Source organism: Ensifer sp. 38_S197 (assembly GCF_056924495.1).
In genome coordinates this window covers 3,319,456-3,343,411 of the sequence record NZ_JBXOVZ010000002.1, presented here as the reverse complement: position 1 = coordinate 3,343,411, position 23,956 = coordinate 3,319,456, and the positions used below count along the sequence as shown (strand labels likewise).

The following is a 23,956-nucleotide window of genomic DNA, read 5'->3' as shown; positions in this document are numbered from 1 at the left end:
CAAGAGACTGCCTGAGCCCCAGGCCATGGTCAACGGTGGGCAGCGGATGCCTGCCAATCGGTCCGCGCCTATCGCGCCGGCAGCTTGGGGACTGGCGGCTGTCTTTCCGCTGCATGCGGGAAGGGGCGGCGGTGCCTAACGCATGTCGCGCAAAAGTGTGCGGCGGTTTTGCGATAACGACATGCGAAATATCAAAGACTTAAAGCAAAGGAGCGAATCTGAAAGATCGCGACGCGCTTTAAACGTCAGGCGGCCTGCCAGGCCTGCAGCCGTTCGACCGTCGTCGTCGCGCCGCCGCAGACGATCGCCAGCACCCGCTCGAAGCGCTGCAACTGATCGGCGTGGGTATAGGCGACCGCGAGAGCCGCGCCGCAGGCGGGCTCCACCAGCACGCGATGGTCGTCGAGGAAGCGGGTGCAGGCCTCGATGACCGCCCGGTCGCTGACGACGACGCATTCAACCGGGCGGTTCTGGCTGATCTCGAAGGCACGCTCGCAGACCTTTCGGGCGCCGAGCGAGGTGGCGATGCCACTGATCGAGGGAAGCTCCGACAGCCTTCCCGCCTTGACGGAGGCTGCGAAGGATGCGGTGCCCTCGGTCTCGGCGGTGATGATGGGAATATCCCGCAGTCCGTTGCGCTCCAGCCCCTCGGCGACGCCCGAGAGCAGCCCGCCGCCGCCGACCGAGAGCACGACGGCATCGAAGGCGAGGCCGGCCTTGACGACCTCGTCGATAACAGTGGCGTGCCCGGCCCACAGCAGCGGATCGTCGAAGGGATGGATGAAGGCAGTCTCGGCATCGACCGACGCAAGCGCGCGGGCATTCGCCTCGTCCCAGCCGGCGCCGTGGACGATCACTTCGGCGCCTTGCTGGCGGATCAGCGCCTTCGCCCGCTCGGTCGTCGTTTCCGGAACGAAGACGGAGACGGGAATGGAGAGCCGGCGGCCGGCATAGGCGACCGCCATGCCGGCATTGCCGCCGGAGGAGGAGACGAAACGCCGCTTGCCGTTTCGCGCATGGTGCTCGCAGGCCGCGCCGACGCCGCGGATCTTGAACGAGCCCGGCGGTTGCAGCGCATCCATCTTCAGCCAGACGGAGCAGCCCGATGCCTGGCTTAGCGGCAGGGATTCGATCAGCGGAGTTTCGAGGTGCAGTGCCATGGGAGGTCCCGTTGAAAAGCGCAATTGGGGCAATTGCCGACTACAGCGCCGCGCGTCCGATAAGACGCGCGGCGCTGTAGTGGTGCGCGCGAAGGGGTAATGCTCGCGATGCTACCAGAGAAGGCCGCTGAAGATAACGAAGGCGACGAACAGCAGCGACAAGACCAGTGACACCTTGATTGCCGCAAGCGTGTAGTCGTACCGGCGAATTCTATGTGCGAGGTCCTGGAACATGTGGTCGTCCAATCCTGGTATTGCCTGCGCGCGTCGTCGTGCAGGCGGCCTGTGCGGCGGTCGGACGTCCCGACGGAAGTGTCGCGCTTGGCGCAACGTGCTTTCATTCCGTCGAGGCGTCGCCTCGTGCTTTCCCGTGCGTGCGCAAGATGGGACTCGATTCTGCCGGTCCGCCTGCGCTCGCGCGCGGCATTCCAGTCGCGCAAGCTTAGCCGTCGATAATGGGAAATTGGCGGGCCGTCGACCTCTTACGCCGCGAAAAGCCAATTAGGCCACTGTCGATGCATGAACCATGCGCTTCAAATACGCCCAATACAAGTTCGTTCTCTCGGGCGATGGGGCGACAGCTGCGGGTTCCTGTCGTGATCGATCACGGTCGCCGCGTCTTGCGGGAGGTCGTGGGTGCGGGAGCTGGTGCCTGCGGCTCGGCGGCGGCGCGTTCGAGGCGGAGCGCCTTCAGCTTCTCCGTTTTCTTGTCGCGAGCGACCTTTTCGGCGGCGATGATGTTCTTCGCCGAATGATCGTTGGCGCCGGCCTTGTCTGCGGCCGGAGCCTTGCCGGGTTTGAAGAGATTGCTGCCGGTAAACGCCATGACTTGTCTCCGCAGGATGGGCGTGATGCCACAAGAGGGCGGACACGCCGCAGGAGTGCTGTCTTGCTGTCAAAACCGCTGCGCTTGGGCGCAACGTTCGCTGTAGCCTTTTGATTCTCGGGGTAATTTTACCTGCAAATCGCGTCGGACCTAAAGAAAAATCGCCGACGGGATGCAAGGTTCGTTCGGGCGGTTCAGCCTCGCCCAGGGACACGCCCGGTATCCGGTCCCGGTGGCGCCTCGGCGCCACCGGCCTTGTCTTCTCGCACGTCCCGCAAGGCGGGACTGTAGCGCGATCAGCGCGACTTTGCAGCCCGCTTGGGCGCCGGCAGCAGGCCTTCGCGCTGGAGTTTCTTGCGCTGCAGCTTGCGCTGGCGCCGTACCGCTTCGGCCTTCTCGCGGGCGCGCTTTTCCGACGGCTTTTCGTAGCTGGTGCGCGCCTTGAATTCGCGGAACAGGCCTTCGCGCTGCATCTTCTTCTTCAGGACGCGCAAAGCCTGGTCAACGTTGTTGTCTCTGACAAGTACCTGCAAAATACGTTCTCCTTCATCGATTCACGGGCAGCATCAAACGATGCCGTGACTTCTGACTGTCGGCCTATCGTGTGCTCAAGGACTGAGCCAAGGTCGAGCGGTGGTGGCGGTCCGACCCCGTTGCTTCGGGGCGGAAAGCCGGTGCGGCGCAGGCCGAGAGCGCGGCTTATTCGCTCAATGCGCAGGCTTGCGGCACGATGATCTCCTTCACCGGAGATCGAAGGATCCAGAGACGCAAAAAGGCCGGGTTGTTTCCCCGACCTCTTCCCGTCATTCAAGCGCTTCCCTGCCAGTACATCCGTGGTCAGGGGAGAGCGAATGACAAATCAAGCCGCTCTGAGGTTGTCGGCCGAGCTCTTGCCGGTGCGGCGGTCGGCGACGACGTCGAAGGTGACCTTCTGTCCCTCGGCGAGCGAGCGCATGCCGGCCCGTTCTACAGCCGAGATATGGACGAACACGTCGGTGCTGCCGTCATCGGGCTGGATGAAGCCGAAGCCCTTGGTGCTGTTGAACCACTTTACAGTGCCCGAAGCCATGATGATTTCCTTTCATTCGTTGAGTTTTCCGGAAGATATTCTCCCGGCCGTAATCGATATTTGAGAGGAAATCTGGCCGCGCGGAAGCGCTTCGTCAAAGGTCACAAGCAATATTCGATGCGACGATATATAGGCGATACTTTTTTCAGTTCAACATAAATATCCGGTTTTGCGTTTTCAGGCGTTTGCGAAAACCTCTCTACGACCCTGTAATACCGAGCTTTTCGTCCGATTATTTTTCTTGGCCGAGCCGGCACGCGTCTTATTGCGGGCCGGGCCAGGAGGCTCGCGACGAGGCCGGCGCGCGGCGTCGACGGCCGATCGGCCGGGCCGGCTGCCTACAGCGCCGCGCGTCTTATCAGACGCGCAAAGGCCGCTGTAGAACTTTGACTTGCTGCATGTCTTCGTCCTTAAATCGAGGTCGATTTAAGGAGACATGCAGTAGTGACGGAATGTGTTGGCTTTGGTGGCGTGACCGGCCTCTGGAGCGCCGCGTTCGGATGACGCGGGCTTTTGCCTGGTTGCCGCCGGCTCGGCTGGAGGCGGAAGGCGGCGGCGCGCTTGTCTTTGGCGCACCGCCGCCGCTTGTCAGGCGGCGTTAAAGGTCTGCGGCGAGACCTGCAATGCGGCGGCGATGCGCTGCAGCTTGGCGGGATCGGTATCGGCGCCAAGCTCGATCTTCGAGATTTCGATTTCCGTCAGGCCGGTCGTGACCGAGAGATCGTCGACCGAATAGCCGGCAGTTTCACGCGAACGCTTGATGGCGGCTCCGATATTGACGCGGGACAGAGATGCGCCGGGGGCCTTGGTTAGGTCTTTCTTAAAGGACATGAAGTGTCTCCTTCGTTGGTCCACCGACAAAGAACGCTGTCGGTTGAAGGGGGCCCAAAACTGAAATGCGACTCGGACAGACGAGCGCGAACCTAGGGCGTCGCTAATATAAGCGAGAAGTTCTTGGGCGCAAGTTTGCGACCGAATTTTTGTGAATATCATAATTAAATCAGTTGTTTAGCCTGTGTTTTCCGGCCCCGGAAGGGCGTGAATCGCGCCGATCGGGGGCGTCATTTTCGCGGCGCGCCGGTGTCCGACTCAGCGCGAAAACGACACGGAAATTCACACGAGGCGCGCCTCGATCAGAAACGGTCCGCGCCGCGACAGCGCGGCATCGAAGAGGGCGGCGAAGGCTTCGCAGGAGGTGGCGACGGCGGCTTCGACGCCGAAGCCGCGGGCGAGCGAGACCCAGTCGAGCGCCGGCTGGTCGAGGTTCAGCATGCGGCGGGCATTGGTGCCGATCTCTTCGACGCCGACGTTGCGCATCTCGGCGTGGAGGATCGCGTAGGCGCGGTTGGAAAAGATGATGGTGACGATGTCGAGGTTTTCGCGCGCCTGGGTCCACAGGCCCTGAATGTTGTACATGGCGCAGCCATCGGCCTCGAGGCAGATCACCTTGCGTTCGGGGCAGGCGATCGCGGCACCGGTCGAAAGCGGGATGCCTTCGCCGATGGCGCCGCCGGTCTGCATGATGAAGTCGTGCGGCGCCGAGAAGGCCGAAAGCGCGAAGAAGCGCCGGGCCGAGGTGGCCGCCTCGTCGCAAACGATCGCATTTTCCGGGACCTTCCGGGCGACGATGACGGCGACTGCGTCTTCCGTCAGCGTGCCGGAAGGTTCGCCCTCGTCGGTGGGGGCGCCGGCTGCGGGCAGCGGCAGCGTTGCGCTGATACCGAGTTCGTCGCGCAGCGCTTCGAGCGTTGCCTTGAGGTCTTCGCCGTGGCGGGCAAGCGTCACGACCGCGCAGCCCTCCGGCACCAGGCGGCCGGGCTTTCCCGGATAGGCGAAGAATGCCACCGGTTCCGGTGCGCCGACGAGGATCAGAACCTTGACGTCGCTAAGCGTCTCGAGCGCCATGTCGATCGGGTAGGGGATGCGCCGTGGCGCCAAGCGCCCGCGGCCGCGCTGGGTGTGGGCGACGAGCACCTCGTTGAAAAGCTGGACATTGTGTACGGCCGCGATCCGTCCGGCGACGGCGAGGCTTTCCGCCTTCGCGGCGGCGCCGCTCAAGACCATGGCGACCCCTGCAGGATGGGCACGGATGAGACCGGCGACCTCGCGGATCGTTTCGGCGCTTGCCGGGCGCGGTGCTTCGAGGTGCACCTTTTGCGGTGGCGCGTCGGTGGAAAAGGCACCCCAGGACGCGTCTGCCGGCAGGATCATCGTGGCGACGCCCGGTGGCGTCAACGACGCGCGATAGGCGCCCGCCGCCGTCGGCCCCACGTCCGCGGGATCCTTCACCCGTCGCACCCAGTTCGACATCGGGCGGGCCAGGCTCTCGATATCGCTGGTTAGCGGTGCGTCGAGGGCAAGATGGTAGGAGGCGTGGTCGCCGACGATGTTGAGGACAGGCGTGCGGGCGCGCCGCGCATTGTGCAGGTTGGCAAGGCTGTTGGCGAGGCCGGGGCCGGTGTGGAGCAGGGTCGCGGCCGGGCGGCCGGTCATGCGTGCATAGCCGTCGGCCGCACCGGTGACGACGCCTTCGGAAAGGCCGAGAATGCAGCGCATCTCAGGTTTGCGATCGAGGGCGGCGACGAAGTGCATTTCCGACGTGCCGGGATTGGCGAAACAGACGTCGACGCCGTTTGCGAGCAGCGTATCGACGAGCATATCCGCGCCCGTGGTGCGAATTGGTTGGCCGCCTTCTCTCATGCGCCTGTCCCCCCGATTGGCCCTCGGGCGCATGATAGCTGCGCCTTGACCCGGCGCAAGCGCGGTGCGCCGGCCTCAGGAGGTGAAATCTTGCGCGCGTGGCCTCAGGCCCGCCGCCCTAGGTCCGCTGCAAGGCGAGATGGGCGCCAAGGCCGATCAGCACCGTGCCGCCGGCGCGCTGCAACAGGCGCTGTGCCCGGGTGGAGCGGCGCATCTTGACGACGACGGCATCGGCGAGGAACACGCAGGCGAGATCGGCGGAGGAAAACATCAGGTTGACGGCGGTGCCGAGCAGCAGGAACTGAACCCACACCGGGAAGGTCGCGGCGGCATCGGTGAACTGTGGCAGGAAGGCGACGAAGAAGATCGCGGTCTTCGGGTTCAGCACCTCGACGGTGATGCTCTCGAAGAAGGCGCGGCGGGCCGATTTCGCCTCGACCGCGGGCAGGTGACCATCGCCGCTCGCCTTGGCGCGCATCAGCGTGAAGCCCAGCCAGACGAGATAGGCGGCACCGGCAAGCTTCACCGCGAGATAGAGCGTCGGCACCGCGTGGAACAGGATGGAAAGGCCGGCGGCGGCCGCGACGACGTGCACGTAACCCCCGAGATGGATGCCGAGCGAGGCCATCAGCCCGGCGAAGCGGCCGCGTGCCATCGTCTGTGCGGCGGCGTAGAGCATCGCCGGTCCCGGGATATAGGCGAAGATCGCCGTGGTGACGAAGAAGGTGAGGAGAATGTCGAGCGATGGCATGGAATGCACCTCGTCTGCTGATGCGCGGCCTCTTTCGGGAGTCGTTCTACTGCATAATTCCCTAAATCGGAATCGATTAAAGGGCAAATTATGCAGCAGATCTAAAGTGTTACAGCGACGTTAGCGCGTCGGCGCTGTAAGGTCTTGCGCGGGAAAGTCGAAGGAAAGTAACAGCCGTTTCGGCAATGGGGCGCGAGCGCGATCCCGACCAGCCTCAGACCGGTATCTCCGCGGCGACTAGGCGATCCTCGGGGCGGGCGCTGGCTGCGAGCCCGGCGGCGACGCCCTCCCGGTCCTCGGCGCTGCGGTTCTGGCTGAACTTGCGCTTGCCGTCGAGCCGGTCGATCGGCAGCCTGAGGCCGGTGATGCCGCGAAGATGGGCCTTGACAAAGGCGGGGGGCGCGTCGCTCACCTGCCAGGGTTCGGCACGGACCGCTTCGTGGCGATTGGTCAGGCGGGTGACGACATCGAGAAGCCGGTCCTCGTCGGCGAAGAACTCGACCGCGCCATAGGCATGCACGGCCGAATAGTTCCAGGTCGGCACGACCTTTCCGTGTTCGCGCTTGGAGGCGTACCAGGAGGGCGTGACATAGGCGTCCGGCCCCATGAAGGTCGCCAGTGCGGCGCCGATCGGCGCCGTCGTCCCTTGCGGATTGGCGCGGGCGAGGTGGCCGTAGAGCGTGCCGTAAGGACCCTCGTCGCGATCGAGCAGCAGCGGCAGCGGGGTCGCAAGCAGGCCATCGGCGGTTGCGGTGACGAAGGTCGAAAGCGACGCGGCCTCGATGATCGCGTGCAATACGCTCAGTTCCTCCTCCTTGAAGGCCGGGGGTGTGTACATGATCTCGCTCCTTGTGCTTGCCCCTTCATAGAGGCAAACTGGACCGGACCGTATATCCAGTTTCTGTATAAATGAATGGGCCAGTTGGTGACGGAGATGAATGAGGCGAGGGGCGGGACCACCCGGCGGATCTACGAGGCGCTGAAGGCGCAGATCCTCGGCGGCACCTACGGCCCTGAGGATCGGCTGCCGTCGACGCGGGCGCTGGCGGCCGAGCTCGGCGTGTCGCGCACCACCGTGACCTCCGCCTATGAGCAGCTTCTTTCCGAGGGGTTTCTGGAAAGCCGGCAGGGCGCGCCTTCTCGGGTGGCACTGCTGCATGAGCGCGGGGGTGCCAAGCCGCTCCCCGAAGGGACGCCGTCACGGTCGGCGCCGAGATCGGCGGCACCCGTTCGGCTGTCGCGCTTTGGAGCGGCGCTTGGCGAGGGACCGACCTGGGTCCCACCGCAGTCCGGCAGGTTGATCGCCGATTTTCGCTATGGCGACCTGTCGGCGGCCGACTTTCCGGCAGAGGCTTGGCGGCGGGCGGTCAACGCCGCGCTTCGGCGGCGCCGGCCGCGGCTCGCCTATGACGACCCCGGCGGCTCGGCGGAACTGCGCGCGGCCCTTCAGGCCTATCTCTGGCGGGCGCGGGGGCTCAGATGCGCGCCGGACCAGATCATCATCGTCAACGGCTCGCAGCAGGGGCTGGACCTTGCCGCCCGCGTCCTTGCCGATCCCGGCGACCGGGTCGCGGTGGAGGATCCGGGCTACGTCATGGCGCGCCGGGTCTTTGCCGCCGCCGGCGCCGAGGTCGTTCCGATCGCCGTCGACGGGGAGGGCTTGCGAACCGAGGCGCTCGAAGGGCTCGAAGACGTCAGGCTCGCCTATGTCACGCCCTCGCACCAGTTTCCGCTCGGCAGCGTGCTCTCGGCCCGGCGCCGGCAGGAGCTTCTCGCCTGGTCGGAACGCTGCGGAGCCTATGTGATCGAGGACGATTACGACGGCGAATATCGCTACGATATCCGCCCGATCCCGCCGCTGCAGACGATGGCCCATGCGGAAAACGTCATCTATCTCGGCACGATTTCAAAAAGCCTCTCGCCGATGTTGAGGCTCGGCTATCTCGTCGTGCCGCCGCCGCTTCGTGCCGTCTTCGCCGCCGCCAAGCAACTGGTCGACCGCCATTCTCCTGTTCTCGAGCAGGAAGCCCTGGCGGCGATGATCGCAAGCGGCGCCTATGAGCGCCACATCCGCCGCAGCCGGCGCAGCAATGGCCGCCGCCGTGAAGCGTTGCTTGCGGCGCTCACGGCGGAACTCGGCGACCGGGTGACAGTCGCGGGCGCCGATGCCGGCCTGCACGTCGTCGTCTGGTTCGATCGGGTCGACAAGGCGCAGGAAGGGGAATTGATCGCGCGGGCGAGGGCGGCCGGCATCGGCCTCCATCCGATCTTGCCGCTCTACGGCGCGGATAAGGCCGAGTATCGACCCGATCGGGCCGGCATCGTCATGGGCTATGCAAGTCTCGAGCCGGCCGAGATCGGCAAGGGCGTGGCGGCGCTTGCCGAGATGTTGCGTAGCTGGGGCGGCTACTGCATGTCTCCTTAAATCGACCTCGATTTAAGGACGAAGACATGCAGCAAATCAAAGTTCTACAGCGGCCTTTGCGCGTCTGATAAGACGCGCGGCGCTGTAGTGGGCGGCGCGCGGCGCGGCTGTAGTGTGACGCTACCATCTCCGCTATAGTCTATTGGTGCCGCCGCGGGCGTGGAGCCCTCATGCGCAACGCGCTCCGTGGGCACCCGCGCGTCCGGGCATGTCCAGCCCGGGATGGATTTTTGGGGATTTGCGGAAGAGCGGCGTAATCAGGAGGCGAGGCCGATGGCAGAACGGAGCGTGCAGCCGTTGCAGCCGGGAGAACCGGCACCCGACTTCACGCTTCCGAGCGCCAATCGCGATGCTCCGGTTTCGCTCGCCAGCCTCAGCGGGCGTCCGTTTCTGATCGGCCTGTTCCGCGGATTGCATTGCCCCTTCTGCCGCCGTCAGCTCCGGCAGTTTTCCGCTGTCGAGCCAGCACTTCGCGCCGTCGGGGTGGAGACCTTGGCGGTGGTCAACACGCCGGTCGAACGCGCGCGCCTCTATTTCCGCTACCAGCCGACGCCGGTCACGCTGCTTTCGGATCCGGAATGCCGAACGCATCGGGATTTCGGTGTGCCGCGCGGCGTGTTCCTTCCGCCCGAAAGCCACGAGCCGCCGCAATGGCCGGATCGTGCCAGGCTGGCCGATTTCGAGGCGGCGCGCATCAACCCCACGGGCGAAATGCCGGAACCGGTGCAGCCGATGCGGGCCAATGATCTGCTCAATGCCATGGACGGCTTCGAGCCCAATGAAATCGACAACCGCATATACGCGGAGCATGGCACGCAGCTTGTTGGCCACTTTCTCATCGACGCGGGCGGCATTGTGCGGTGGAGCGAAATCGAGGCCCGCTTCGGGCCGGAAGAGATCGGCGTCTTCCCGACTTCGCGCGAGATCATGCTTGCCGCCGGCAAGGTCGCCGGCTGAGCGGGCGACCAGCAAACCCGTTTGAACCGCCCCCGATCGCACGGGATGCATGGCTGGCGAGTGCACTTGCCTGCCGCCGGCATCGGTGCCGGCAACCGCCATGCCGCGCGATGTCGCATTATTTTAGCGATGCTGCGGATAGTCAGCGCGGCGGATCGGGACTAAAGTTCCTCCCACCGGGGCGTGCATCGCCGAACCGGAAAGGGCAGGATGGTCGTTCCATGGTTGACGAGCGGGTTCAGCGCAGGCTTGTCGCAATCCTCGCCGTCGATGTCGTCGGCTATTCGCGGCTGATGGAATATGACGAAGCCGGAACCTTGGCCCGCCTCAAGGCGCTGCGGTGCCTTGTCGTCGATCCGGCCGTCGCGCGCCATGGCGGCCGCGTCGTCAAGCTCATGGGCGACGGGGCGCTGGTGGAGTTCGCGAGCGCCGTCGAGGCCGTGACCTGCGCGATGGAAATCCAGAAGATGGTGCCCGAACAGGAGCCCGACGCTGCACCGGGAAAGGGCATCCGCTTTCGCATCGGCATCAATGTCGGCGACGTGATCGTCGATGGCGACGATATCTATGGCGACGGGGTCAACGTTGCGGCGCGCATCGAGGCGCTGGCGGAGCCGGGCGGCATCTACATTTCGCGGGCGGCGGCCGATCAGGTGCGCGACAAGATCCCGGTCGCCATCGAAAGCTGCGGTTCGCAGACGGTGAAGAACATCGCCCGTCCGATCGAGATCTTCGCGCTCGTCGCCGACCGCCACGGCCAGCCGCGGGCGGCGCACGCTGCTGGCCGAGCCGCAGCCGAGAAGGCGTCAATCGCGATCCTCGCCTTCACCAATATGAGCGGCGATCCGGACCAGGAATATTTCTCCGACGGCATAGCCGAAGACATCATCACGGACCTTGCCAAGCTCTCGGACCTGCATGTCATCGCGCGCAACTCCTCCTTCGTCTACAAGGCCAGCGCGGTTGCCGTCAGCGAGGTCGCGCGGGCGCTCGGTGTGCGCTACGTGCTCGAAGGCAGCGTGCGCAAGGCCGGAAACCGGGTGCGAGTCACGGCGCAACTCATCGACGCGACCACGAGCGGCCATGTCTGGGCCGACCGCTACGACCGCGACCTCACCGATATCTTTGCCGTGCAGGACGAGTTGACCCGCGAGATCGTCGCAGCACTCAAGCTCAAGCTGACGCGCCGCGAAACCGAACGTATCGTCGGGCGCCGCTTCGCCGACATAGAGGCCTACAACTACTTCCTGCTGGGCCGCGAGCAGGTGTGGCTCCACACCCGCTCAGGCAACAAAAACGCCCGCGCGCTGATGGCGAAGGTGAGCGAAATGGAGCCCAGCTGTGCCGCCGCGCCGGCATTTTCTGCCTTCACGCTCGTCAATGACTATGTGAACGGCTGGGCAGAGGATCCGGACCAGGCGCTCGCGACCGGCCTCGATCTCGCTGAACGGGCTGTCGCCATGGACGACGAGGATGCCGACGCGCATCTCGCCATGGGCGTCGCGCTGTTGTGGTCGCGGGAGCTCGACCGGGCCTTCGAGGCCGCCGCCCGCTGCCTTGCCCTCAAACCGAACGGCGCCGAGGGACTATTGCTGCGCGCGCATGTCCAAAACTTCAACGGCGATGCCGCAGAGGCGCTGGAGACGCTCGAGAGGTACATGCTGCTCGATCCCCACTATCCGGAAATTGCGCTGCAGTTTCTGGCCGAGTCCCATTTTTCGCTCGGCCGTTTCGAGGTGGCGGCGGAGACGCTTCGAAGGCGGATGGAGCGCAATCCGGACTCCGCCACGGCGCACGCCCTGCTTGCATCGTGCTATGGCCACCTCGGTCGAATAGAGGAGGGCCGATCCGCTTGGGCGCAGGTGGCAAAATCCGACCCCGCCTATTCGGTGGAGCGCCGGCGGCGTGTGCTGCCGTTCAGGAATCCGGCCGAGTTCGAAAAGCGCGTGGACGGCCTGAGGCGGCTTGGCCTCGACTTCTGAGATCGTTGCCGCCGCCACCCGTGAGCGTGCGCGCTCATGTCGGCTTGCATCGCAGTTGTGTCATGCCATATTGAACAACCATTGTGGTGTGGCCTTCATGAAATCCCTTCGCATTCATCCCCATCTTCACGACGTCTTCGGCGAGGAGCAGCCGCCGGCCTATCTGCTGGCGATCCTCCTCTTCGGGGTCGGGGTTGCGGCTGTCTTTGCCCTTTCGTCCCGGCCGCTTGTCGCTGGCTTGTCCTGGTGGCGGGCGGTGCTGGCGCTTCTTCTCGTCCTCGACATCGCGGCCGGCTGCGTCGCCAATTTTACCCCGTCGACCAACGACTTCTACGCGGCACGGCCGCGCAATCGCTGGATATTCATTGCGATCCACGTCCATGTGATCATCGTTGCCGCGCTGCTTTGCGCCGGTGTTGGCGCCTCGGTCGCCGTCTGGGCCTATACGATCGCCGGCGCGGCGGTCGTCAATCTGCTTGCCGGACATGCCGCGCAGACCTTCGTCGGCGGCCTGCTGCTGGCGGCCGGCCTTGCGGGGCTGCCGCTGCTTCCGGGCCTGACGCCGGCGATGGCGGTGGTCTCGGCCCTGTTCCTGCTGAAGGTGCTTTTCAGTTTTGCGGTCGATCACTATCGTCCTCATCCGTCCAAAAGCAGGTGACCGGGCCGTCCTTGCCTTGCACGGCGGTCTTCACTAGCCTTTGAAGCGGCAGATTCGAGGAGAGACTTGATGGCGGTTTCAGCGGCAGACGTGGCATTGCGCATTCCGACATTCGAGGACGTTCAGAGAGCGAGCAGCCGCATCGCCGGCGTGGCGCATCGGACGCCGGTGCTGACCTCGCGCACGGCCGATGCCGCGACCGGGGCGCGGCTTTTCTTCAAGGCGGAGAATTTCCAGCGCGCCGGCGCCTTCAAATTCCGCGGCGCCTATAATGCGATCGCCGCCTTGCAGGAAAGCGGCCAGAAGCGGGGCGTCGTCGCCTTTTCCTCCGGCAACCACGCGCAGGCGATCGCCTATGCCGCGCGGCTCCAGGGCGTGGCCGCGACGATCGTGATGCCGAAGGATGCGCCCGAAATGAAGGTGGCGGCGACCCGCGGCTATGGCGCCGATGTCGTGTTCTATGACCGCTATACCGAGGACCGGTCGGCGATCAGCGCCAGGCTGGCGGCCGAGCGCGGCGCCGTCCTCATCCCGCCCTTCGACCATCCCGACGTGATCGCCGGGCAGGGCACGGCGGTCCTTGAACTGATCGAGGAGGTCGGCGAACTCGACCTGATCGTGACGCCGCTCGGCGGCGGCGGGTTGCTGGCGGGTTCGGCGCTCAGCGCCCGGGAGCGTTCGCCCGGCGCCGTCGTCATCGGTGTCGAGCCGGAGGCTGGCAATGACGGCCAGCAGTCGCTCAGGAAGGGCGAGATCGTTCGTATTCCGGTGCCGAAATCGATCGCCGACGGGGCGCTGACCAACCATCTCGGCGAACACAATTTCCCGATCCTCAAGCGCGAGGTCCGCGAGATCGCCACGGTGAGCGACGCCCAGCTCGTCGAGACCATGCGCTTCTTTGCCGAAAGCATGAAGATCATCGTCGAGCCGACCGGATGCCTGGCGGCGGCGGCCGTGTTGCACGGGGTGCTGCCCTCAGCCGGGCAAAGGGTGGGCGTCGTGATCAGCGGCGGCAATGTCGATCTCGCCACGTTCGGCGCACTGTTGCGGGAGAGCTAACTCCCATCACCCCAGAACGCCTGGTGGTGGCGCCGGCGCGCCATCCGGACGCCGCAGCGCCCGTCTTTCCGGTTGCCTTAAACGGCAAAAGTGGCACACTGGGCATCGCGCTTTGGCGCCGTGCTTGCCTGCGCGGGGCAGGGCTGCTGTAACGATATGATTTCCTAAAGGAATTTTTCCTCCGGGCGGTCGTCGCCGGAGTATAAACCATGGACGAAAGCAGAGGATTACAGCGGCCTTCTGGCGCCTTGCCGGGCGCGGCGCTGTCAAGAAAATAGAGTGCTTCCATAGCGCCCGGGCGGGCGCAGCGCTCACACACATTGGAGGGTATCGTGACGCTTGCAATCAATGACCTCGCACCGGACTTCGAGGTCGAAACGACCGATGGCACGATCCGGTTTCACGACTGGATCGGCGACTCCTGGGCGGTCCTGTTCTCGCATCCGAAGGACTACACGCCCGTCTGCACGACCGAGCTCGGCTACATGGCGCGCATCAAGCCGGAATTCGACCGGCGCGGCGTCAAGATCATCGGCCTCTCCGTCGATCCGCTCGACCGGCACGCCGGCTGGGCCGCCGATATCGAGGAGACGCAGGGCCATGCGCCGAACTTCCCGATGATCGCCGACGTCGACTACACCGTCTCGAAGCTCTACGGCATGCTGCCGGCGCCCGTCTCCGGCGATCCGACGCTCAGGACGCCCGCCGACAACCAGACGGTGCGCAACGTCTTCGTCATCGGCCCGGACAAGAAGATCAAGCTGATCCTCGTCTATCCGATGACCACCGGCCGCAACTTCGACGAGGTGCTGCGCGTCATCGACTCCCTGCAGCTCACCGCCAAGCACAAGGTGGCGACACCGGTGAACTGGAAGCAGGGCGACGACGTCATCATCGCCGGTTCGGTCAGCGACGAGGATGCCCGCAAGGTGTATCCGGAGGGCTGGCGCGCGCCGAAGCCCTATATCCGCATCGTGCCGCAGCCGAAGGGCTGAGGCATCGTATCGGCAGGCCCTGAGGGCAGTGCCCTTCATCTTCGCGGTGTGGGCTGCCCCTTCATCCGCCTGCCGGCACCTTCTCCCCGCCAGCGGGGCGAAGGGAGGTTGCCGCGCTCTTCGAGTTTCCCTCTCCCCGCCTGCGGGGAGAGGGTAGGGTGAGGGGCCATTCGGTGTAAGGGCCATTCAGCCCTGCGTTCGCCGCGGGGCGCCTCGATTTGGAAGCCTGCGTTATCCTCTGCAAGGGAGCCGCCGATGATCTTCCGCCAGTTGTTCGACAGCGTATCCGGCACCTACACCTACCTGATCGCCAGCCGTCAGGGCGGCGAGGCGTTGATCATCGACCCGGTCCTGGAAAAGGTCGAGCGCTACCTGCAGCTCGTCCGCGAGCTCGACCTCAGGCTGGTCAAGGCGGTCGACACCCATCTCCATGCCGATCACATCACCGGTCTCGGGGCACTGCGCGACCAGACGCATTGCATCACCGTCATGGGCGAACAGACCGCGGCCGACGTCGTTTCCATGCGGGTGACGGAGGGCGATCGGGTGTCGATCGAGGGGTTGAGCCTCGACGTGCTCTATACGCCCGGCCACACCGACGATTCCTATTCCTTCCTGATGGGCGGCGACATGGGCCGGCGGGTCTTTACCGGCGATACGCTGCTGATCCGCGGCACCGGGCGCACCGACTTCCAGAACGGCGACCCGCGGCAGCAATATGACTCGATCTTCAACAAGCTGCTGAAGCTGCCCGACGAGACGTTCGTCTACCCGGCGCACGACTACAAGGGCGACACGGTCTCGACCATCGGCGAGGAGAAGCGCTTCAACCCGCGGCTTCGGGTGAGATCCGTCGACGAATATGTCGAGCTGATGAACAATCTCAATCTGCCGAACCCGAAGATGATGGACGTGGCGGTGCCGGCCAACGTCCATATCGGCCTGCACCAGGACGAGATCGCGCGGCGCGGCTGGGCGCTTTCGGCAAAGGAAGCGCTGGCGCTCTGCGGGCGGGCGAAGATCGCGCTCGTCGACCTGCGCGAAAAGGCCGAGCGGGAAAAGCACGGGGTCATTCCCGGCTCGCTGCACGCGCCCTATCCGGACCTCGAGCAGAACATCGCCGCCGGCGGCGTGCTGCACGAACTGGCGGCGGCGACCGGAAAGCGCATCGTCTTCTACTGCGCCTTCGGCGAGCGCTCCGCCATGGCCGTGGAGGCCGCTCAGGCGGCCGGCCTCACCACCGCCTGCCATATCGAGGGCGGCATTGCCGCCTGGAAGAAGGCGGATGGGCCAGTAACGCATTGATGCCGACGCATTGACGTCGGCTCCGCGCGCACCATCTCCATCTCGAAGCGTTGCGGTTATCGAAACGCGCAAGGGACAGGTTTGGGGCCATGCACAAGTTCGCTGTCAGCGTTGCCAGGGAGTTCGAGGCCGATACCGCCGAGGAGGCGGCCTTGCTGATGTACCAGTATCTGACCCGCGAGCCGGCACCGCTGTTCTATTCCGTCACCGATGAAGCGAAGAACATCACCAGCCTGACGCTCGACCGGGAAAAGGCGGACGAATTCGCCACCATCGATCACACGGCAGACCCCGGCAACTGGTAGGCATCGGCGAGGCGTTTCCTTGCGATATCGCATGGGCGCGCGGCGCGCAGAAGAGGACATGGCGCGCACGACGGCGCCGCGCGTCGTGTCAGATGTGCAAAATGTCGCTCGGGCACTTTGAATTGCTGCATGTTTTGTCCTTTGACTGGCTACGATCAAGGGAAACATACAGTGGCCGCAGGTTCAGTCGCCGAGACTGAAGAGCGTCGCGGGATCGGCGGCCACCGGCGGCCTGAAGGTCAGCCGTACCGCATCCAGGATGAGGAGAGGCGGTGCCATTTCGCCGGCAAGCCGGCTGATCCAGTCTTGCGGGTCGCATGCCTTGTCTGCGTTACCAGCGGCAAGATCGTTCGTTTCGGACGTATCGGAAGAAAAAGTACCGCGACCCGGGTGCCGCCATGCGTGCGTCGGGGGCGGGGCCGAGATGCGACAGAAGGTTGTGCCTGTGCGGAGGCGGTTCATTCATTGTGCATTGCCAAAGGAAAAATGCTGCTATGCAATAGTATCCATGAATATTTACCTGTCAGTTGAAGTATAGTTATCGATGCGCCTTTCAATTTGCCTGAATCTGTGCTCTCATAGGTTTAGTTGGAAGGAGGAAATGCCATGTTCTCGTTCTTTGAGCACTTCGCACTTTTCGACGCCCTGATCGTTGCTGCGATCTGCACCTTGCTGATCCTGAGTTACTTCAGCCGCGAGGCTTGAGGCAAAGCGGGTTCCGGAATTGTTGCCCGCCCTTCCTGCTCGGGCAGTATCGTTTGAATGTGCCGGCCGTCAGCCCGCACGGATCGCAGACACATGCAACCAGCGGGTCGGCTCGCCGTCATAGCCGCCGCCATCCGCCTCGCCGATGCCAACCTCCGACCAGCCAGCTTCCTCGAACCGGGCGTGCAGCCATGCCGCTGACGGATAGTTGAAATAGCGGCCGAAGCGGTCGTTGCCCTCGGCTTCACCGGCCTTGAAGCTTGCTTGGAGAATGCCGCGCGGGCGCAGGGCCTGGCGGAGGCGAGCGAGCACATCGCCGAGTTCCGCGCGCGGCACATGCAAGAGCGACGCTTCGGCCCAGATGCCGTCGAAGCGATCTTGCCAGTCGATCTCCTGAAACCTGACGACTTCGACCTCGCGGCCGATCCGGGCTTCGGCTTCACGCGCCAGCTCCGCCGAGCCGTCGCAGGCGGTGACGTCGAGACCTCCTTCCAGCAGCGCCAGGCTGTCGTGGCCGCCGCCGCAGCCGAGATCGAGCACGGCGGCGCCGGACGCAAGCCGGCGCATGAAGGCGTCAAGCCGCGCCGCCGGTGGCTGGCGCTCCCGCCCCGCATAGGTGGCGGCGTTGTCGCGGTAGAAGGCGAGGGTGTCGTCGGGTTCGGGTTTTGTCATGGATACTTTTCGGCTGTCGTCGCTGGAAGAAAGAGGTGGAGTGTAGGAGGGGATTGCCTGGGGCTGTGTAGAGGATGCATTGCGCCGAGGTGATAGGCTTCCAGCGTTCCGCCCTGCCACTGCGCGATCTGCAGACGTAGGGTTTTACCGCTTACCGCTTTCTCCTGCCAAGGTTCTCTCCTGCCGATTTTGGCGACAGACTAGACCAAGATCGCGACAGGCGGAGAAAAATGTCGGCATGCCATCGGCAAACAGGCTGATCGACAGGCCGGCCGCTTCTGCGTAAGGATGCGGCAACGCATCTACCCGGACATTGCCATGGCTGATCTTCCTGTTCTGCTGACCTTCGTTGCGGCCCTTCTCGTTCTCGAGATCACGCCCGGCCCGGACATGATGCTGGTGCTTGCGCGCGGGATCGGGCAGGGGCGCCGCGTGGCGCTGCTGACGGTCGTCGGCATGGTGTTTGTCGCCGGTGTGGTGCAGGTCGGGCTCCTGGTTCTCGGTGTCGCCTCGCTGCTGAAGGCCTATCCCGCCGGTCTCATGGCACTTCAATGGGCGGGGGCCGCCTACATGCTCTATCTCGGCGCGCGGACGCTCTCATCGAGTTTCCGCAAGGCCGCCGCGAAAAAGCGGCTGGCGGCGAGCGATGTCTCCGACTGGCGCGCGGTGCGCGAGGGAACGATCAACAGCCTGACGAACCCGAAGTCGCTGCTCTTCATGTTCGCCTTCCTGCCGCAGTTCATCGACCCGACTGCCGGCCCCGTTTGGCTGCAGCTCGCCGTGCTCGGCACCGTGCAGAAGCTTGCCGGCATTCTTTCGCTCGGGTCCATTGCGCTTGCTTCGGGCACCGTCGGGCAGGCGCTCCACCGTTTTCCGCGGCTGCTCGTCTGGCAGCAGCGCTTCACCGGCGCCGTCATGTTTGCGCTCGGGTTCCGGCTTTTGTTCTCGGGCAGCGGCAGCGCGCCGGCGGTCAGAACATAAAGCCATCCTCGCCCCACTGATGGCGAGCATCGCGCGCTTGACCCTGCTGTAATGGGCAGAGTGCGCCGGCGCATTGGGCCGGGCTCTGCCTCGCCGTGTCGATCGTGGCCGGGGGGTAGACCGGCAATTCCTACGGTCTCACTTGGCGGCCTGGGTGGCGCCCAGAACGTAGCTTCCGTCCCAGTGCCAGATCTGCTTGTCGTCGACAGTGACTTTCACGACCGCCTGGAAGCCGGCGAGCGTGCCGCTGCCGGCGTGGAAGGCGCAGGTTCCAAGCGGGGGGCTCGCCGTATCGTAGACGACGCAGTATCCGAGCGCCGAGTCGCCGTTGCCGACCGCGATCACCGCCGTGCTGCTGGAGAACAGCGGATTGGCGACCACCGGCCCATAATAGAGGATCTTGGTGCCGGCCGGGATCGCCTCAAGGTTCGATTCCGTGATGGTGCAGAAGCTCGGGGTGTCGCCTGTGAACTGGCTGCACTCCTTGGAGATCTTGAGGGGTTGTGTCGCGGGTGCCGCAGGTGCCGCAAACGCCGTGGATGCCAGCGCCAGGGCGGCGCCAGCCGAGAGGATAAACAGACTGCTCATGGCCTAGTCCCTCCGGTCGAATTGACGCCGGAATTCTACTCTTGACCTCCACCTCCGACAATTTGCCCCTTTGGATCATAGGCAGGCCGAGCGATCCCATGGGAGCCAACAAACGCCATCCCGCGAGCGCCGCTCAGCGAGATGGAAGGGGCGGGGACATCGTGAAAGGGCGGCGGCCGCCATGTCCGTCCCAATGAGCGCACTGACATGACGATCAGTGAGCACGTGACTGTGTGCCGACGTCGAAACGGGCGGCAGCGATACCAGTCGGGGTCTGCTTGCATTGCGACGGGCCGCGTGGCATTCGGCTTGGGCTGACGTAACGTCAGGTCCTGGACGCTAGGGACAAAGAGCTCGAAAAGTCCGAAAAACGCACGGAATTAGGTCAATAATATTGACATAAATTAGCCGTCGTGGTCCTGTCGCTTCGCCGTCTGCAATGACGCGGGAGGAAGCGGAGAGCCGCTTTCGGCACCATAATCTCTGAGGAAACAACCCATGCTGGATTGGGAACACATATTCGCGACGCGCTCGAGCCGGATGCGCGCCTCGGAAATCCGCGAACTGTTGAAGCTGCTCGACCGTCCGGACATCATCTCGTTCGCCGGCGGCATTCCCGATCCGGCGCTGTTTCCGGATGCGGAATTCAAGGACGCCTATGCGGAGATCTTCGCAGGCCCGGCCGTCGGTGCGGCCCTGCAATATTCGGTCAGCGAAGGCTACAAGCCGCTGCGCGAATGGCTCGCCAAGCAGATGGCGGATCTCGGCATTCCCGCCGGCGCCGACAACATCTTCATCACCTCCGGTTCGCAGCAGGGCCTCGACTATCTTGGCAAGCTGTTCCTGTCGCCGAAGGACACCGCGCTCGTCACCTGGCCGACCTATCTTGGCGCCCTGCAGGCCTTCAACGCCTATGAGCCAACCTATGACCAGCTGAACCCCAACGGCAACCGCACGCCGGAAGCCTACCGCCAGGCGGCGGGCGAGGCGGGCGGCCGCGTCAAGTTTGCCTATCTCTCGGCCGATTTCGCCAACCCGACCGGTGAGACCGTCGACCGGGCCGGCCGCGAGCGCGTGCTGGCGCTGGCCGAAGAGCTCGACATCGCCGTCATCGAAGACGCGGCCTACCAGTCGCTGCGCTACGACGGCGAGCCGGTTCCGCCGATCCTGGCGCTCGAAATCGCCAAGAAGGGCGACATCAACAATACCCGCACCATCTATTGCGGCTCGTTCTCCAAGACGCTGGCTCCGGGCCTTCGCGTCGGCTGGGTCGTCGCCTCGGACAAGGTGATCCGCAAGCTGGTGCTGATGAAGCAGGCGGCGGATCTTCATTCCTCGACGATCAACCAGATGGCGATCTGCACGGTTGCCGAGCGCGGCTTCGACCAGCAGGTGGCGAAGATCCACCGGGTCTACAAGCAGCGCCGCAACGCCATGCTGGCGGCGCTCGAAAAGTACATGCCCGAGGGCGTTTCCTGGACGAAACCGGAAGGCGGCATGTTCGTCTGGGTGACGCTGCCGAAGGGCATGGACGGTGCGGCGCTGCTCGCGAAATCGATCGAGACCGCCAAGGTCGCCTTCGTTCCCGGCCGCGCCTTCTTTGCCGACGGTTCGGGCGAAAACACGCTGCGCGTCTCCTTCTCCTGCGCCAACGACCAGATGATCGACGAGGGCATCCGCCGTCTCGGCGACCTGATCCGCGGTGAGGTGGCGCTCGCCGCTTAAGGCGCGCAACTTCCTGTCTCTTAAGAAAACGCGTCCGTTCCGGCGGGCGCGTTTTCTTTTGGCCGCCGCGCCTGTCGTGACGCGGCCAAGATGACGCATTGCCCGGTATTTCCGGATGCGATAGACCGATTTGCGTGAAATGACCGGGCGTATCCCGGCCACGTAAGCGTTAACGTCACTCAACGCGTATGATCGAACGGCTCCAGCGGCTTCGATCTGCGCGACTGTGTCCTGCGGATCGAGGTTTTCGAGCCCAAAGGATGCAAATGGACAATCTTCTCAGCTATTCCGATCTTCCAGCACCGCGCATCGAGCGTGTTCGCCATGAACTGAGGCGCCGCTCGCTCGTCGTTTCCGGCATCGAGCGCGTCACGCCGGGCATGCTCCGGATCACGCTTTCCGGCGAAGACCTCGCGGACTTCGTCAGCCTTGGGGCGGACGACCACGTCAAGGTCTTCGTGCCGGGCGCTGACGGGACCGAGGAGCGCCGGGACTACACGCCGCGGCGCTACGACAACGACGCGCGCCTGCTGGCGCTCGATTTCGCGCTGCACGAGGCCGGACCGGTGACCGCCTGGGCGATGAACGCCCGGGTTGGCGACCGGCTCGAGATCGGCGGGCCGCGCGGCTCGGCGGTGGTCTCCGGAAATTTCAGGCGCTGGCTGCTGATCGGCGACGAAACGGCGCTGCCGGCAATCGGGCGACGGATCGAGGAGACGCCGGCCGGCCACGCGATCACCAGCATCGTGGCCGTTACCGGGCCGGACGAACGGCAGACATTCCGCAGCGAAGCGGCGCTCACATGCCATTGGGCCTATCGCCCGCTCGACAGGGCGAACGACCCTTCCGCGCTGCTCTCAGCCGCGCGTTCGGTGAAGCTCAAACCCGGCACCTTCGTCTGGATCGCGGCCGAGGCCGCGGTGACTCGGGCGATCCGGTCCCATTTCGTCGAGGAGCGCGGCCTGCCGCTGACCTGGCTCAAGGCGTCGGGCTATTGGGTGAAGGGCAGGGCCGACAGCACCGAGAAGTTCGAGTAGCGACGACGAGGACCAAGGGCCAGCGGTCCGGACCGTGCGGCTCTTCCGTCGTGGCCCCGTTGCACGTACGGGCCTCGGGCTTATGCGCGCGCCGGATCGAGGCTGCGAAAACCGTGCGGTCGGCTCGCTACAGCGCCGCGCGTCCTATCAGACGCGCAAAGGTCGCTGTAGGCTTTGATTTGCTGCATGTCTTCGTCCTTAAATCGAGGCCGATTTCAGGAGACATGCAGTGGGCATTTGCGTTGCGCGCGAGAGTCAGGTCATGTCGCAGGCCGACGCGACGATGATCCGCCCGGATCGTGAGATCGTTGCTTTCTTGTTTCACTTCAAGGGGTAGGGCAGGCTTGGACCTCAACGACGAGACGGACGAGAGCGATCAGCCGACGCCGCGCATGTATGCCTGGGCGCGCAATTCGGCTGCCTATCGGCTCGCCCGCCAGATGCATACGGAAAAGCAGCTTTTCGACGCGATTGCGCGCAAGGCGCGGGAGAAGTTCGAGGATATCAGCGTCAACCAGGTGGAACTGCTGGCGGCGGCGGCTGTGACCTTCGCCTATGACAATGGCGCGCTCAACGACGCGGCCTATGCCGAGGTCAAGACCCGCTCGGCCATGCGCGGCGGCAAGTCGAAACGGGCGATCGCGCAGACACTGGTGCAGAAAGGCATTGCCAGGGACGATGTCGCGGCGGCCATCGAGGAGGCCGACGACCTCTATGCCGCCGTCGTTCTTGCCCGCAAACGCGCCTTCGGACCGTTCCGCAAGGCGGCGCTCGACGAGAAGCGCTCGGCAAAGGAGCTTTCCGCCTTTGCGCGTGGCGGCTTCAGTTTCGAGATCGGCAGACGCGTCTTCGCGATGTCGTTCGAGGAGGCGGAGGAAATCCTGATTGCGGGCCGCTTGCTCTGACGAGCGTGCAACGCCCGTTCTTCACCCGCGTTTCAGCGCGGGGTCGTCGAGCGCCGGATTGTAGAAGAGCGAGAGCGTCAGGCTTCGGGCGATGCGCTCGGCCGTTGCCATGAACCACGCCTTGGCCTCCTGGTTCGGGGCGATGTCATCGAGCGTCGAGGAGAAGAGGGCCAGCCATTTCGGGAAGAGATCCGGCGTCATGTTGGCGACGCCGACATGGGCCTGCACCGGCTTGCCGCCATAGGCGCCGTTGCGGAAGGCGACGGCCGACCAGAAGCGCTTCATCTTTTGCATGTGCTCCGGCCAGCGCCCGGAAAGCCTGGCGTCGAAGTCCGGGCCAAGCTCGGGATGGGCGAGCACCCGCGCGTAGAACGTATCGACCAGATGGCCGATGAAGGTCTCGTCGACGCCGATCGCCTTCATCTCGGCTTCCGCCCGCTTGGCGATCGCCGCGACATGGGCGGCGCGGCCCTGCAGTTCGTCGTTCATCTCATGCCCTCGGCTTTACCGATCTCATATAGTCGATGCCGACGCCGGCGCCAAAGGCCGAGCGTCGATTGCGGCAATCTGTCGTCGACGGCGGGCGAGCGCTTGCGGCTTGGACGGCATGTTCAGCGCGGCACGAATTCGACCAGCAGAGATTTCAGCTCGATTTCGCGGACACGGCGCGCGGCCTCGTCCGGACTGACCCAGGCAAGGATGCGCTCGCCGCGCTCCTTGAAATCTTCGGCGATTTCATCGACCTCGATCTGGAAGATATCGACCACGCAGGGCACGACGTCGCCGTCGTCGAGCGACTTGAGATAGGTGTAACTGCCGACCGGCTTCTTCCTGACCTTGCCGCGCACGCCCGCTTCCTGCCAGGCCTCGATCGCGGCGGCCTCGTACGGCTTCTTGCGCTTCATCGGCCAACCCTTGGGAATGACCCAGCGGCCGCTCTCGCGCGAGGTGACCACCAGGATCTGGATGTCACGGCTTCCCTTCACGCGGCGGAAGCACAGGGCGGCGATCTGCTGGCGAAACGACCCGGAAAACAGCTTCTCGGGCGATCTCGCAAGTTGCTGCAAGATCGTTCCGGCCTTGCCGGTCTTTTGTCCGCTGTCCTTCCTGGTCGGCTTCATGCGTTCCTTTACTGTCGCGCGCCTTTCCCG

General features: G+C 64.7%; 25 protein-coding genes. 12 read left to right on the top strand and 13 right to left on the bottom strand.

Annotated features, from left to right (window positions below; all coding sequences use genetic code 11):
* Positions 1 to 245: 245 nt before the first annotated feature.
* The 9 genes from AC1Z3V_RS29310 to AC1Z3V_RS29270 form a co-directional block, all read right to left on the bottom strand.
* Entirely contained in the window at positions 246 to 1,160 is a 915-nt protein-coding gene (locus AC1Z3V_RS29310; RefSeq protein ID WP_483503345.1) for a pyridoxal-phosphate dependent enzyme, read from the bottom strand.
* A 111-nt stretch (positions 1,161 to 1,271) separates the two neighbouring features.
* Positions 1,272 to 1,394: a hypothetical protein gene (locus AC1Z3V_RS29305; protein ID WP_429806811.1), complete on the bottom strand. Its 123-nt coding sequence runs from the start codon at positions 1,392 to 1,394 to the stop codon at positions 1,272 to 1,274.
* Between the two features lie 370 nt (positions 1,395 to 1,764).
* Positions 1,765 to 1,986, bottom strand: a complete 222-nt coding sequence (locus tag AC1Z3V_RS29300; RefSeq protein WP_483503343.1) for a hypothetical protein — start codon at positions 1,984 to 1,986, stop codon at positions 1,765 to 1,767.
* 296 nt (positions 1,987 to 2,282) lie between these two features.
* Positions 2,283 to 2,519: a 30S ribosomal protein S21 gene (rpsU, locus tag AC1Z3V_RS29295; protein WP_173517078.1), complete on the bottom strand. Its 237-nt coding sequence runs from the start codon at positions 2,517 to 2,519 to the stop codon at positions 2,283 to 2,285.
* A 326-nt stretch (positions 2,520 to 2,845) separates the two neighbouring features.
* Positions 2,846 to 3,055, bottom strand: a complete 210-nt coding sequence (locus AC1Z3V_RS29290; protein WP_173517077.1) for a cold-shock protein — start codon at positions 3,053 to 3,055, stop codon at positions 2,846 to 2,848.
* A gap of 588 nt (positions 3,056 to 3,643) precedes the next feature.
* The gene (locus AC1Z3V_RS29285; protein WP_429806815.1) at positions 3,644 to 3,886 is read right to left on the bottom strand and encodes a helix-turn-helix domain-containing protein; all 243 of its coding nucleotides are present in this window, start codon (positions 3,884 to 3,886) and stop codon (positions 3,644 to 3,646) included.
* Positions 3,887 to 4,168: 282 nt separating this feature from the next.
* Positions 4,169 to 5,755: an acetolactate synthase large subunit gene (locus AC1Z3V_RS29280; RefSeq protein WP_483503340.1), complete on the bottom strand. Its 1,587-nt coding sequence runs from the start codon at positions 5,753 to 5,755 to the stop codon at positions 4,169 to 4,171.
* 118 nt (positions 5,756 to 5,873) lie between these two features.
* On the bottom strand, positions 5,874 to 6,506 hold the full coding sequence (locus AC1Z3V_RS29275; protein ID WP_429806819.1) for a LysE family translocator: 633 nt from the start codon (positions 6,504 to 6,506) through the stop codon (positions 5,874 to 5,876).
* A 214-nt stretch (positions 6,507 to 6,720) separates the two neighbouring features.
* Positions 6,721 to 7,344, bottom strand: a complete 624-nt coding sequence (locus AC1Z3V_RS29270) for an FMN-binding negative transcriptional regulator (RefSeq protein WP_483503338.1) — start codon at positions 7,342 to 7,344, stop codon at positions 6,721 to 6,723.
* A 96-nt stretch (positions 7,345 to 7,440) separates the two neighbouring features.
* Between AC1Z3V_RS29270 and pdxR the strand changes: the two genes are divergently transcribed.
* The 8 genes from pdxR to AC1Z3V_RS29230 all read left to right on the top strand — a co-directional run bounded on the left by pdxR (position 7,441) and on the right by AC1Z3V_RS29230 (position 16,192).
* On the top strand, positions 7,441 to 8,931 hold the full coding sequence (pdxR, locus tag AC1Z3V_RS29265) for a MocR-like pyridoxine biosynthesis transcription factor PdxR (protein ID WP_483503336.1): 1,491 nt from the start codon (positions 7,441 to 7,443) through the stop codon (positions 8,929 to 8,931).
* A gap of 273 nt (positions 8,932 to 9,204) precedes the next feature.
* Positions 9,205 to 9,888, top strand: coding sequence for a peroxiredoxin-like family protein (locus AC1Z3V_RS29260; protein WP_483503334.1), 684 nt, complete (start codon positions 9,205 to 9,207; stop codon positions 9,886 to 9,888).
* A 221-nt stretch (positions 9,889 to 10,109) separates the two neighbouring features.
* On the top strand, positions 10,110 to 11,870 hold the full coding sequence (locus AC1Z3V_RS29255; RefSeq protein WP_483503332.1) for an adenylate/guanylate cyclase domain-containing protein: 1,761 nt from the start codon (positions 10,110 to 10,112) through the stop codon (positions 11,868 to 11,870).
* A 97-nt stretch (positions 11,871 to 11,967) separates the two neighbouring features.
* Positions 11,968 to 12,528: a hypothetical protein gene (locus AC1Z3V_RS29250; RefSeq protein ID WP_483503330.1), complete on the top strand. Its 561-nt coding sequence runs from the start codon at positions 11,968 to 11,970 to the stop codon at positions 12,526 to 12,528.
* A 69-nt stretch (positions 12,529 to 12,597) separates the two neighbouring features.
* Complete coding sequence (locus tag AC1Z3V_RS29245; RefSeq protein ID WP_483503328.1) at positions 12,598 to 13,587, top strand: threo-3-hydroxy-L-aspartate ammonia-lyase; 990 nt, start codon at positions 12,598 to 12,600, stop codon at positions 13,585 to 13,587.
* A 332-nt stretch (positions 13,588 to 13,919) separates the two neighbouring features.
* Positions 13,920 to 14,582 carry a peroxiredoxin gene (locus AC1Z3V_RS29240; RefSeq protein WP_429806833.1) on the top strand — a complete coding sequence of 221 codons (663 nt, stop codon included), beginning with the start codon at positions 13,920 to 13,922 and terminating at the stop codon, positions 14,580 to 14,582.
* Positions 14,583 to 14,837: 255 nt separating this feature from the next.
* Positions 14,838 to 15,887, top strand: coding sequence for an MBL fold metallo-hydrolase (locus AC1Z3V_RS29235; protein ID WP_429806836.1), 1,050 nt, complete (start codon positions 14,838 to 14,840; stop codon positions 15,885 to 15,887).
* An 89-nt stretch (positions 15,888 to 15,976) separates the two neighbouring features.
* Complete coding sequence (locus AC1Z3V_RS29230) at positions 15,977 to 16,192, top strand: hypothetical protein (protein ID WP_483503327.1); 216 nt, start codon at positions 15,977 to 15,979, stop codon at positions 16,190 to 16,192.
* Between the two features lie 774 nt (positions 16,193 to 16,966).
* Here the strand turns inward: AC1Z3V_RS29230 and AC1Z3V_RS29225 are convergent.
* Positions 16,967 to 17,569: a class I SAM-dependent methyltransferase gene (locus AC1Z3V_RS29225; protein ID WP_483503325.1), complete on the bottom strand. Its 603-nt coding sequence runs from the start codon at positions 17,567 to 17,569 to the stop codon at positions 16,967 to 16,969.
* A gap of 318 nt (positions 17,570 to 17,887) precedes the next feature.
* On the opposite strand from AC1Z3V_RS29225, the gene AC1Z3V_RS29220 reads away from it, so the two are divergent.
* Positions 17,888 to 18,550: a LysE family translocator gene (locus tag AC1Z3V_RS29220; RefSeq protein WP_483503323.1), complete on the top strand. Its 663-nt coding sequence runs from the start codon at positions 17,888 to 17,890 to the stop codon at positions 18,548 to 18,550.
* A 138-nt stretch (positions 18,551 to 18,688) separates the two neighbouring features.
* Here the strand turns inward: AC1Z3V_RS29220 and AC1Z3V_RS29215 are convergent, their stop codons facing one another.
* Positions 18,689 to 19,138, bottom strand: coding sequence for a hypothetical protein (locus AC1Z3V_RS29215; RefSeq protein WP_429806847.1), 450 nt, complete (start codon positions 19,136 to 19,138; stop codon positions 18,689 to 18,691).
* A gap of 498 nt (positions 19,139 to 19,636) precedes the next feature.
* Here AC1Z3V_RS29215 and AC1Z3V_RS29210 point away from each other — a divergent pair, with 498 nt between their 5' ends.
* From AC1Z3V_RS29210 to recX, 3 genes are all read left to right on the top strand, one after another.
* Positions 19,637 to 20,863 (top strand): aminotransferase-like domain-containing protein, encoded by a 1,227-nt coding sequence (locus AC1Z3V_RS29210; protein WP_483503321.1) that lies wholly within the window; start codon positions 19,637 to 19,639, stop codon positions 20,861 to 20,863.
* A gap of 266 nt (positions 20,864 to 21,129) precedes the next feature.
* A complete protein-coding gene (locus AC1Z3V_RS29205) occupies positions 21,130 to 21,900 on the top strand; it encodes a siderophore-interacting protein (protein ID WP_483503319.1) in 771 nt (256 codons plus the stop codon).
* A 344-nt stretch (positions 21,901 to 22,244) separates the two neighbouring features.
* Complete coding sequence (recX, locus tag AC1Z3V_RS29200; protein ID WP_483503317.1) at positions 22,245 to 22,805, top strand: recombination regulator RecX; 561 nt, start codon at positions 22,245 to 22,247, stop codon at positions 22,803 to 22,805.
* A 21-nt stretch (positions 22,806 to 22,826) separates the two neighbouring features.
* Here the strand turns inward: recX and AC1Z3V_RS29195 are convergent, their stop codons facing one another.
* The gene (locus tag AC1Z3V_RS29195) at positions 22,827 to 23,294 is read right to left on the bottom strand and encodes a group III truncated hemoglobin (RefSeq protein ID WP_483503315.1); all 468 of its coding nucleotides are present in this window, start codon (positions 23,292 to 23,294) and stop codon (positions 22,827 to 22,829) included.
* Between the two features lie 122 nt (positions 23,295 to 23,416).
* On the bottom strand, positions 23,417 to 23,926 hold the full coding sequence (locus AC1Z3V_RS29190) for an NUDIX hydrolase (protein WP_429806869.1): 510 nt from the start codon (positions 23,924 to 23,926) through the stop codon (positions 23,417 to 23,419).
* Positions 23,927 to 23,956: the final 30 nt, after the last annotated feature.

Coding starts and splice junctions, on each gene's coding strand:
- AC1Z3V_RS29225 (WP_483503325.1), bottom strand. CDS start 17,569: ATGACAAAACCCGAACCCGACGACACCCTCGCCTTCTACCGCGACAAC.
- AC1Z3V_RS29210 (WP_483503321.1), top strand. CDS start 19,637: ATGCTGGATTGGGAACACATATTCGCGACGCGCTCGAGCCGGATGCGC.
- AC1Z3V_RS29250 (WP_483503330.1), top strand. CDS start 11,968: ATGAAATCCCTTCGCATTCATCCCCATCTTCACGACGTCTTCGGCGAG.
- AC1Z3V_RS29220 (WP_483503323.1), top strand. CDS start 17,888: ATGGCTGATCTTCCTGTTCTGCTGACCTTCGTTGCGGCCCTTCTCGTT.
- AC1Z3V_RS29190 (WP_429806869.1), bottom strand. CDS start 23,926: ATGAAGCCGACCAGGAAGGACAGCGGACAAAAGACCGGCAAGGCCGGA.
- pdxR (WP_483503336.1), top strand. CDS start 7,441: ATGAATGAGGCGAGGGGCGGGACCACCCGGCGGATCTACGAGGCGCTG.
- AC1Z3V_RS29205 (WP_483503319.1), top strand. CDS start 21,130: ATGGACAATCTTCTCAGCTATTCCGATCTTCCAGCACCGCGCATCGAG.
- AC1Z3V_RS29300 (WP_483503343.1), bottom strand. CDS start 1,986: ATGGCGTTTACCGGCAGCAATCTCTTCAAACCCGGCAAGGCTCCGGCC.
- AC1Z3V_RS29285 (WP_429806815.1), bottom strand. CDS start 3,886: ATGTCCTTTAAGAAAGACCTAACCAAGGCCCCCGGCGCATCTCTGTCC.
- AC1Z3V_RS29230 (WP_483503327.1), top strand. CDS start 15,977: ATGCACAAGTTCGCTGTCAGCGTTGCCAGGGAGTTCGAGGCCGATACC.
- AC1Z3V_RS29280 (WP_483503340.1), bottom strand. CDS start 5,755: ATGAGAGAAGGCGGCCAACCAATTCGCACCACGGGCGCGGATATGCTC.
- AC1Z3V_RS29245 (WP_483503328.1), top strand. CDS start 12,598: ATGGCGGTTTCAGCGGCAGACGTGGCATTGCGCATTCCGACATTCGAG.
- AC1Z3V_RS29290 (WP_173517077.1), bottom strand. CDS start 3,055: ATGGCTTCGGGCACTGTAAAGTGGTTCAACAGCACCAAGGGCTTCGGC.
- AC1Z3V_RS29260 (WP_483503334.1), top strand. CDS start 9,205: ATGGCAGAACGGAGCGTGCAGCCGTTGCAGCCGGGAGAACCGGCACCC.
- AC1Z3V_RS29235 (WP_429806836.1), top strand. CDS start 14,838: ATGATCTTCCGCCAGTTGTTCGACAGCGTATCCGGCACCTACACCTAC.
- AC1Z3V_RS29310 (WP_483503345.1), bottom strand. CDS start 1,160: ATGGCACTGCACCTCGAAACTCCGCTGATCGAATCCCTGCCGCTAAGC.
- AC1Z3V_RS29275 (WP_429806819.1), bottom strand. CDS start 6,506: ATGCCATCGCTCGACATTCTCCTCACCTTCTTCGTCACCACGGCGATC.
- AC1Z3V_RS29305 (WP_429806811.1), bottom strand. CDS start 1,394: ATGTTCCAGGACCTCGCACATAGAATTCGCCGGTACGACTACACGCTT.
- AC1Z3V_RS29215 (WP_429806847.1), bottom strand. CDS start 19,138: ATGAGCAGTCTGTTTATCCTCTCGGCTGGCGCCGCCCTGGCGCTGGCA.
- AC1Z3V_RS29255 (WP_483503332.1), top strand. CDS start 10,110: ATGGTTGACGAGCGGGTTCAGCGCAGGCTTGTCGCAATCCTCGCCGTC.
- AC1Z3V_RS29195 (WP_483503315.1), bottom strand. CDS start 23,294: ATGAACGACGAACTGCAGGGCCGCGCCGCCCATGTCGCGGCGATCGCC.
- AC1Z3V_RS29270 (WP_483503338.1), bottom strand. CDS start 7,344: ATGTACACACCCCCGGCCTTCAAGGAGGAGGAACTGAGCGTATTGCAC.